The organism is Paracoccus sp. JM45, from assembly GCF_003590715.1.
Taxonomy (GTDB): domain Bacteria; phylum Pseudomonadota; class Alphaproteobacteria; order Rhodobacterales; family Rhodobacteraceae; genus Paracoccus.
Map to the genome: position 1 here is coordinate 1 of NZ_QQVY01000038.1, position 9,484 is coordinate 9,484.

The 9,484-nt window shown below is 51.0% G+C and carries 5 protein-coding genes and 4 pseudogenes; 5 read left to right on the plus strand and 4 right to left on the minus strand.

The features are described 5' to 3' along the window. The 3 genes and pseudogenes from DWB67_RS17175 to DWB67_RS17185 all read left to right on the plus strand — a co-directional run. A pseudogene (locus DWB67_RS17175) lies at positions 1-170 on the plus strand (IS3 family transposase); the annotation flags it as partial. 41 nt (positions 171-211) lie between these two features. Continuing rightward, on the plus strand, positions 212-517 hold the full coding sequence (locus DWB67_RS18725) for an integrase core domain-containing protein (RefSeq protein WP_119808776.1): 306 nt from the start codon (positions 212-214) through the stop codon (positions 515-517). Between the two features lie 381 nt (positions 518-898). After that, complete coding sequence (locus DWB67_RS17185; protein WP_182911656.1) at positions 899-1,843, plus strand: putative nucleotide-diphospho-sugar transferase; 945 nt, start codon at positions 899-901, stop codon at positions 1,841-1,843. Between the two features lie 320 nt (positions 1,844-2,163). Here the strand turns inward: DWB67_RS17185 and DWB67_RS17190 are convergent. Further along, a pseudogene (locus tag DWB67_RS17190) lies at positions 2,164-3,236 on the minus strand (IS3 family transposase); the annotation flags it as partial. Positions 3,237-3,309: 73 nt separating this feature from the next. On the opposite strand from DWB67_RS17190, the gene DWB67_RS17195 reads away from it, so the two are divergent. Further along, positions 3,310-4,397 (plus strand): IS3 family transposase gene (locus tag DWB67_RS17195; protein WP_119808778.1). Its coding sequence is split into 2 segments (ribosomal slippage): positions 3,310-3,571 and positions 3,571-4,397, totalling 1,089 coding nucleotides; the frame shifts between segments, so codons are not numbered across the junction. A gap of 63 nt (positions 4,398-4,460) precedes the next feature. On the opposite strand, the gene DWB67_RS17200 is transcribed toward DWB67_RS17195, so the two are convergent. After that, on the minus strand, positions 4,461-6,071 hold the full coding sequence (locus tag DWB67_RS17200) for a GMC family oxidoreductase (protein ID WP_119808779.1): 1,611 nt from the start codon (positions 6,069-6,071) through the stop codon (positions 4,461-4,463). A 318-nt stretch (positions 6,072-6,389) separates the two neighbouring features. Between DWB67_RS17200 and DWB67_RS17205 the strand changes: the two are divergent. Further along, a pseudogene (locus DWB67_RS17205) lies at positions 6,390-7,475 on the plus strand (IS3 family transposase). A gap of 260 nt (positions 7,476-7,735) precedes the next feature. Here the strand turns inward: DWB67_RS17205 and DWB67_RS17215 are convergent. After that, positions 7,736-7,933: pseudogene (locus DWB67_RS17215) on the minus strand (transposase); the annotation flags it as partial. Between the two features lie 176 nt (positions 7,934-8,109). Next, positions 8,110-9,087, minus strand: coding sequence for a glycosyltransferase family 2 protein (locus tag DWB67_RS17220; RefSeq protein WP_119808781.1), 978 nt, complete (start codon positions 9,085-9,087; stop codon positions 8,110-8,112). Positions 9,088-9,484 lie beyond the last annotated feature (397 nt).

Here is a 9,484-nt window from a genome sequence, read left to right on the forward strand (position 1 = left end):
AAAACCGAACTGGTCCATGGCGCAACATGCAGGATCTGGAAATGGCCACCCTTGGCTGGGTCGATTGGTTCAACAACCGGCGCCTGCTTGGGCCCATCGGAAACATCCCTCAAGCAGAGGCTGAAGAGAACTTCTATGCACAGCGCGACGTGCTCGATATGGTCGCGTGAAATGAAGCTATAGGTCTCCGGTGAAACCAGCGCGATTCAATATGGGGTGCCCGGGATCTTCAAGTCAGATCAGAGCTCGCAGTTCACCAGCACCGATTTCACCGGGGTGTTACTCGGCAGGTAGGTTGGGATTTAGACGGACGGGCGCGGGCGATGGATCGACAAACCGCGCAGCGAAATACGGGTGCGTCTACTTGAACGCCTTCGAGACAGGCTCCAAGGCCCGCAAAGGGATCGGCGCATGGATCACCTGTTGCAACGCTGAACGCCCGCACTCATCGCATAAGCTGCTGACGCCAGGCGAAGCCTATAATAACCATAATCAACATTTGAAAGCCGCCGCATGATATGAAACACATGCTATAGCTTAGCCCGGCGGGAAACTGGTCAAAAGTTCAGGATCACCTCTGTATGCCATCGAAATACGACAATCGTTACCTCCTCGGCTTCAGTGAGAACGGTTAAACGAGGCTAATTTGGTGCGATATTCAAGTCTTGGACTGTCGCAGGCTTAAGCTACTGCGCGACAGTTTTTCGCTTGATCTTCAGTTTTATGCTCAGCCGTGCCAGAGAGACTTGCGATCGCTGTATTGCAGCGATGAAGCCGAGCATGGTCGTAGCGTTCACGTGAAGAATTTGCCACTAATGCTCCATTCCAAGCCTGAAAGGTTCGCACTATTAAACCGCGGGATTAAACACCTAGAATTCTAACATATATTGCCGTAAAAGTGCTGCTGAAGCTCAAGGGAACCTATTCGATGGACCTTCCACTTTCAAACAACACACAAAAAATAAATAGTGACATTGTCGTTCGCGCTCTTATATGCCATCGAGATGTGCAGTTAGGGATACATTGCTTATCATCTCTTATACGTTACTGTACGGATCCAGTAAAAATTACATTGCATGATGATGGTTCATTGACGACAGAAGATATAATATTACTGGAAAAAAATATTCCGAATGTTGCTATTGTCAGCAAAATAGATGCAGATAACTTCGTCCGACCATTGCTCTCCCGCTATCCACAAAGTCTTGCATTTCGCGATCGATCCCCTACCGGCCAAAAAATGTTTGATATCCCATTAATGGCTACGGGAGACATTGTATTATGTGATACGGACATTCTGTTTTTTCGCCCATTTAGCGGCGCCTTCACTTGGCCTGATAGTTCTGCGGACATGTTGTTTTTGCAGGACACAACCGATAGCTACTCTTTAAAGCCTTGGAATACAAATCCGCATCGTTTGCGCCATCGCTATAATGCGGGACTGATGATGATGCGAAAAAATCAATACGATCTTAGGCAGATAGAAACGTTAATTGAATTTATAGAAAATAGTTCAGACTATAAGCAAAACGAACCTCATCAATGGTTTCTAGAGCAGACATGCTGGTCTGCCTTAGCAGGAACGCGAGACGCTAGAATTTGGGATGGCAAACAGATGCGTGTAATCCGCAATAATGATAGTTATAGTCCCGAACTTGTTGCTGGCCATTTCGTTGGAGGTATTCGTCCTTTGCTTCAAGTATTTGAAATAGCGTCAAAAAATTCTAAAGCCGAAAAATTGCCCGCTGTGCAAATTCGATCAAAAGCCGCAGCCGATTACACGTCTTTTAATTATATTCAAAGACGTGTATTAAATAAGATTATTAAAATGGTAGGATGTTAGTGGCTCTGTTGCACAAATCAGGTGGCAAGCGGATTTCTCCTTTCCTCGGACGGGCTCATGCCACGGCTTCGGCGACCAGTATGCTAAGTGCGGACCAGAGGCATATCAACAAACCGAGCTCGTGGCCCCTGCACAAATGCTGCTTTCTCTGACCCGGATCTGATCGATCCTTTGCCGTTACTGTTCAGTGACCTCCTCACACCCCCGACTTACCGGGACGTCGTGACGCGCAATTTCCGCTACGCCATCGTCGTCACCGGATTCCGATAATCCTCTTGTTTCGTCATCATGGCCTGACCTGCCCCCTGCCGGTCCCTCGTTCATAACGAGAGTCTGCAGGTTGGATTTGGGTATTCTGGTTCTCGGTCTGGCGCAAGCGCGCCGGGCGCGGAGCCCTCAAATTGCTCAAGCGTCCGGCGCGCTTGCTGTGGTGTCTGGTTGGCCAGGGACGAGTGTGGCCTGACCGCATTGTAGTCGTATCGCCACAGGGCCAGCTTGCGCCGTGCGTCATCCAGGGTGTCGAATATCTCCTCGTTCAGCAGCTCGTCCCGCAGGCTGCCGTTAAAGCTCTCGATAAAGGCGTTTTGCTGCGGCTTACCCGGATCAATGTAGTGCCACGGCACCTCGTTCTCGTCGGCCCATTTCAGCATGGCCCGACTGGTGAACTCCGTCCCATTGTCACTGACAATGCAGCCGGGCTTACCGTAGATCCGGACTAGAGCGCTGAGCTCCCGGGCGACGCGTGCGCCGGACAGGCTCGTGTCTGCTACAAGGCACAAACACTCGCGCGTGCAGTCGTCGATCACCGCCAAAATCCGGAGCTTCCGCGAGGCGCCGAAGCTGTCGGATACGAAGTCCAGGGACCACCGCGCATTGGGTTGTCCCGCGATCGGCATCGGCGTCCTCGTCCCACGTGCGCGCTTGCGACCGCGCCGCCTTTTCACGGACAGCCCTTCCTCGCGGTAGATGCGATACAGCTTCTTGTGGTTCATGGTCATGCCCTTGCGCTCCAGCAGCACGCCGATCCGGCGGTAACCGAACCTGCGCCGCTTGCCGGCGATCTCCAGCATCTCCTTGCGTATCTCGGCACAGTCCGGCGGGCGTTCACGCCGGACTGTTTTGGGATCGACACCGACAAGCCTGCAGGCCCGGCGCTGCGAGATGTCATGATCCAGCACCACCTGAAGCGCCGCGTCTCGCCGCTTCGTCAATGTCGTCAGCTCTTTCCCAGCAAGTCTTTCAGCACCACGTTGTCGAGCATTGTATCGGCCAGCAGGCGTTTGAGCTTGGCGTTCTCGTCTTCGAGCGCCTTCAGCCTGGCCGTCTCGGACACTTCCATCCCGCCATACTTGGCCTTCAGTTTGTAGAACGTAGCGGTGCTCAGGCCATGCCTGGGGTAATCCCCCCCGAAATTGAGGGGCTGCAAAAGTAGAATTTTCTCGGCAAGATGAACGAGGAGAATTCGAATGAAGACAAGCAGATACACTGAGGCTCAGATCATCGCGATCCTGCGGCAGGCTGAAGGCGGGGTGCCGGTTGCCGAACTGTGCCGCGAGCACGGCATGAGCAACGCGTCGTTCTACAAATGGCGGGCGAAGTATGGCGGCATGGATGCGTCCTTGATCAGCCAGATGAAGGCCATGGAAGATGAGAACCGTCGGTTGAAGCGGATGTATGCAGATCTGAGCATGCAGGCGGATTTGCTGAAGGAAGCCCTTGGAAAAAAGTAGACCGGCCATCTCAATGCCGAGAGATGGCCGAGAACGCGGTGGCGCGACGGGGGGTCAGCATTGCTCTGGCTTGCCGGGCCTTTGGGGTGAGCGAGACCTGCTATCGCTATGGCCCGAAGTTGAAGGCCGAGAACGAAGAGATCGCCGATCTGCTAGTCGGCCTGACGGACGCCCGCAAAACCTGGGGCTTCGGTCTGTGTTTTCTGCACCTGCGCAACGTCAAAGGGTATCCATGGAACCACAAGAGGGTCTACCGCATCTATTGCGCGCTGGAACTGAACCTGCGGATCAAACCCCGCAAGCGGTTAAAGCGGGACAAACCCGATGCGCTCGCGGTGCCGGAGGCGCCCAACATGACCTGGTCCATGGACTTCATGGCAGATCGCCTCGGTGATGGCCGTGCATTTCGGCTGCTGAACGTGCTGGATGACTTCAACCGCGAGGGACTGGGTATCGAGGTCGACTTCTCGCTGCCAGCCGAACGGGTCATCCGCAGCCTTGACCGGATCATCGAATGGCGTGGCAAACCAAGGACGATAAGGGTCGACAACGGCCCGGAATACATCAGTGGCAGGCTGCTGATCTGGGCTGAGAAACTGGGCATCTCGATCCAGCACATCCAACCCGGTCAGCCGCAGCAGAACGCCTACATCGAGCGCTATAATCGCACGGTCCGGCACGAATGGCTCGACCAATACATCATCGAAACCATCAAGGAGGCCCAGGATCACGCCACGCAATGGCTATGGACTTACAACAACGACCGCCCGAACATGGGCATCGGCGGCATTACACCCGCCCAGAAACTGAAAATGGCCGCATAAGTTCTACAGATGCACCCCGCTAAAAATGGGGGGATTACCCATAAGCGGTCATAACGGTTAAGATCAAATTTGTTGATCCAGAATGAGATCGGCAGCTTTCCAGCCGATAACCATTACAATTGCGTTGGTATTTCCCGAAACGGGTGAGGGCATAACTGAGGCATCCGCGACTCTCAGGTTCTTGAGTCCGTGCACTAGAAGATTGGGTCCCACAACACTTTCCGTTTGTTGATAGCCCATTCGACATGTCCCGCCCCCATGCGACCCGCTTTCAAAAACACTTGAGGTAAGTGGATCGCCAGTCGACTGTTTTTCGGAAACTGCGGATAGTTCTTCTCCACAAAAAGAAGAAAGAGATCTGCTGCGGGCTAGTCTGCGAATGATCCTTGTTATATCATTTTGTTCCTCACGATCTTCCTTATTATCTTTCCAATTTATAAAAATACTGGGAGCGGCGCGATAATCAGATGAAACGATGTTAATATCTCCACGACATCTGGGCCGTAACTCGAAACCCATAAACATTATACCAGGCCGTGGAGCATGTCTGATTTTAGCAGATGCGTCTACAAATTTATCCGAACCTATTAGCATAGGGATCATACCTAGTTGGATGTTAGGCCATGCTTCGCTTGCTTTATTCGAAATCATTGCTGTTATTGGAACGGAAGATGTCGCCATAAAACCTTTAAGGTAGGCATAATACTTTATAATATTTAAATACTTTTTATAGGAGGAAGTTTCTTGGTATATATTTTTGTCATTATTTAACTCGTATACAATTTTAGTCATGGGGTGGTCGAACAAATTTTTACCAACTGTATCGAGTAAGTGCATAAGGCGAAGATTTGCCTGCTGAATAACATTCGCAGGTCCAATTCCTGAAAGCTGCAATAGCTTTGGCGACTGAATAACACCTGCGCAGATAATTACTTCGCAACGAGATTCATAAGTGTACTCGATATTGTTATTGATGCATAAAACACCAGTTGCCCGGCCATCATTGATAATGATACGCTTTACCTCTGTATCATACATAACAACAAGATTGCGGCGCGACTTAACTGGCTCGAGAAAGACACGATAGCTGGACCCGCGACGTCCGCTTCGATCAATCGTGAACTGCGAATAACCGATGCCATTGGTGTTGGGTTCATTAATATCAGAAAGAACCTTGAGTCCTAATTCTTTTCCAGCAGAAAGTGCTGCGGCGGTTACAGGAGAGCGATACGAGCTTTGCGTAATCTGCAATGGCCCTTTTTGCCCTCGCGAAATATGGGCCCCGTCTTCTTTGTAACTTTCAATTAATTTGTAGGTACGTTCGATCGAATTCCAGTTCCAGTTTGTCCCAGCTACCTTTTCCCAATAATCGAAATCATGGGGCATGCCGCGCATGTACCACATGCCGTTTACAGAACTAGAACCACCCAGCCCCTTGCCATAGCGCCACGTTTCGTTCGAACCATCATCCTTTTCTGCTGCCAAATAGTTCCAAAAATAATTGGGGTTCTTACCAAGCCTGTGAAAACCCCTTGGCAAGGAAACGAACGGGTGACGGTTCTTTCCGCCAGCTTCGATCAGCAGCACGCGCAGATTTTTCTGGTCTGATAGGCGGCGAGCCAAAACGCATCCAGCCGAACCAGCTCCGACGATAATGTAGTCGAATTTATTCATCTGTCGCGCTCGTTTCTAGCTGGAAGCCAATGTAGCTAAACTAAGGCTAATCAGGCTACGGTCTATGCTGGTCGGGAAATGAAGAAATGCAAGACCCATAATGTGGGCTTCAAGGCACGCGTAGAGTCGAAAGCCGTAAAGGGCAAGCGTACAAATAAGTTAGCCTGCCCAGAAACATGTCTACCGTTTAAATTTGGTCAGAGCGACGTATTATGAGATTAATAATAAGGCTTCTCATGTACACTTCGGTAATCCCCCCTAAAATTAATGGTGTTCAAAAGTTGAATTTTCCCGGCAAAATATTTGAGGAGATTTACGATGAAGAACGGACGATTTAGCGACGCGCAGATTATGGCTGTGTTGAAGTAGGCGGAGGGCGGCGTTCCGGTCTCGGAGCTGTGCCGGGAGCATGGGATGAGCAGCGCCAGTTTTTATAAATGGCGGGCCAAATTTGGCGGTATGGACGCGTCACTCATCGCTGAGATGAAGGACATGGCTGGGCAGAACCGCAGGCTGAAGAAGATGGATGCCGAGATGAGTATGCAAATGAGTGGCTCAAGGAAGCCCTTGGAAAAAAGCCTTAAGGCCGTCTCAGTGACGAGAGATGGCCATGAACGCGGTCGCACAGCTTGGGATCAGCGTTGCGCTGGCTTGCCGCGCGTTTCAGATCAGCGAGACGTGCTATCGGTATAGCCCCATCTTGAGCGATGAGAACGGGGAGATCGCCGATTGGTTAAAACGGTTGACCGAGGACAAGCGCACATGGGGCTTTGGCCTTTGCTTTTTGTATCTGCGCAACGTGCAGGGCTATTTCTGGAACCATAAAAGGGTGTATCGGATCTACTGCGAACTGGAGCTGAATCTGCGCATAGAACCCAAAAAGTGGCTCAAGCGGGACAAGCCCGAACCACTGGCAGTGCCTGACAGACCCAACGAAACATGGTCAATGGATTTTATGGCAGATCAGCTCTCTGATGGTCGGTCGATCCGGACACTGAACGTTCTGGATGACTTCAACCCGAGGGCTTATGCATTGAAGTGGACTTCTCACTGCCTGCCGAACGCGTTGTGCGTAGCCTGAACCGGATCATCGAATGGCGTGGGAAACCCGAAACCATTCGTATTGACAATGGACCCGAATATGTCAGCGGAAAACTCACGGAGTGGGCCGAAAAGCAGGGCGTTCTTCTGGCATACATCCAACCCGGAAAGCCGCAGCAAAACGCTTACATCGAGCGCTACAACCGCACAGTTCGAGGTGAGTGGCTCAGCCAATACATCTTCGAAACGATCGAGGAGGCACAGAACCAGGCAACTGAATGGCTGTGGACTTATAACAACGAACGGCCCAACATGGGCATCGGCGGGATCACACCCGCAATGAAACTGAAAACAGCCGAATGAATTCTACGGCTGTACCCCATTAAAAACGGGGGAATTACCGCTTGGCTGATCCCCGCCTTTCGGTAGATCTCGGCCACCGGCATGCCTTCGTCGCCTTGCTTCAAGATAAACGCCTTCTGCGCCTCCATAAACCTTGATGCTTTCATCATTCTTTGCTCTTCTCCCAGCCAGGGAATGTGAGCAGAAAACTCCAGTTTCAAGCGGTCCAGTTTTCAGGGACAGAGCAATTACTGGATACCTCATTCCTTGAACTCAGCAGCCCCAGTCATGGATTTTTTGAGCAGACGCTTTTTGAAGGTGAGGTCGGCCACGCATTCTTTTGACCAACTGTAGTAGAGGCTCTCGGCGATGCCCTTGCGGCGACAGAGTGCCAAGATACTTTCCTCTCCACGCAGGCCCGCCAAAACTATGCGGATCTTCTCTGCCGCCGAATAGGTCTGGCAGGTCTTGCGGCGGATGTTCCTGACCGGCTTGTCAGCCGTATTCTTCGATGTTCCGGGCTTCTTTTTTTTCTTCGCTTCTTAAAGGCTACGATGAACCATAACCCCTCCGGTTTTCAAATCTGTCCCACGGACGCTGAAGTTAGACAGAAATTATTTCCAAGGAATTCTCGCGTTATAGTATTTTATAATTATTATTCAATTAGCAAGCGCCCTACTCGTGAAACAGACGCGCTTTTATTGAACCCGAATTTATCCAATAAAATGCCCCGAGTAATCGGCATAAGTGTCATCGGATACTGACAACATGACAATATGGCTCTTGCCCGTCCTAGTCTCGCCCGACGGTCCAAGAAATCGCGAAGTAAGAATCGACGATGCAGTTCTTTGGCGTGGATAGACAGCGCAGCATGGGCGTTGCCGTTCAATTGTTGCATTTTAAGATGAGCGCGCGCCGCAGTATGTAGTGCATGCAGGTCTGCAGTGCTGTGACGAGAGCTCAAAGAATTCATACGCCAGCGGGCGGCATATCCAACTTGGGTCAATATTTTGAACCGTGCATTTAATTGTAACATCCGAACGTAAAGGTCGTAGTCTTCACCTAAACGCAGTGTACTGTCATAATAAAGCTTGTTTCTTTGAAGAAACTTGCGGCGCATGATAGGTTTTAGAAAGCCCCACTCTCGGCGACTGCTGCCGCGCACGGAATGGTTTGCGCGCACGAAAGCTGCAAGATCAAGATCGATTATGGCAGCATCGACCGTTGGTACCTCTGGCAAATCAGTTGGCGAAGAATCTTCCGCGACAAACACGATATTGTCGGCAATCATATCCGCATCTGGAATTGACAATAAGCGGGCAAAACGTCCGGGAAGGACAAAATCATCTGCGTCCAGTACCGCCACAAAATCACCAGTGGCAATTTCCAGTGCCCTGTTTCGCGCAGCCGCAGGACCACCGTTTATCGCACAACTCATCACCGTAAGCCGGCTGTCGCCCTGACCCGCTAATGTAGCGGCCTCAATAGTTCGATCACGGGATGCGTCATCGACGACAATCACCTCGACAGTTTCAGTCTCTGCCAAGGCGGTACTGACTGCATCAGCAATGGTCGCGGCGGCATCATGTGCTGTAATGATAACCGACACGGTAAGACGGACGTCTGTGTTCATGATTGTTCACGTGGCAAGCTGGTGCGGGAAAGTCGAAATTACTTTGTACCTTTGAAGTCGTTTCAAAGATATCCCGATACGCATTTTTAATTGATATTGTTTCACTCCGACAAACGAACAGGCTCCATACCCACCTCTTTCACATGTTCGAGATGGCGCACGATTATTAGGTAGACCTGAGTGCGATAGTTTTAAAAGGTTAACCGAATAGTAGAAGTCGTACGTTAGCAACAGCAATGGCCTCCCCGCACGGATGCCAAGATGTTCCGACCGGCGCTATTATTATTGCAACAACTAGGGCCCGTGGACATTCATCTTGAAGCAATCAGGGCTGCGGCGAGGTTCCAATTGGCGGTGTAGCTGCAATCGGTCTTGTCATAGCGTGTTGCTATACCTC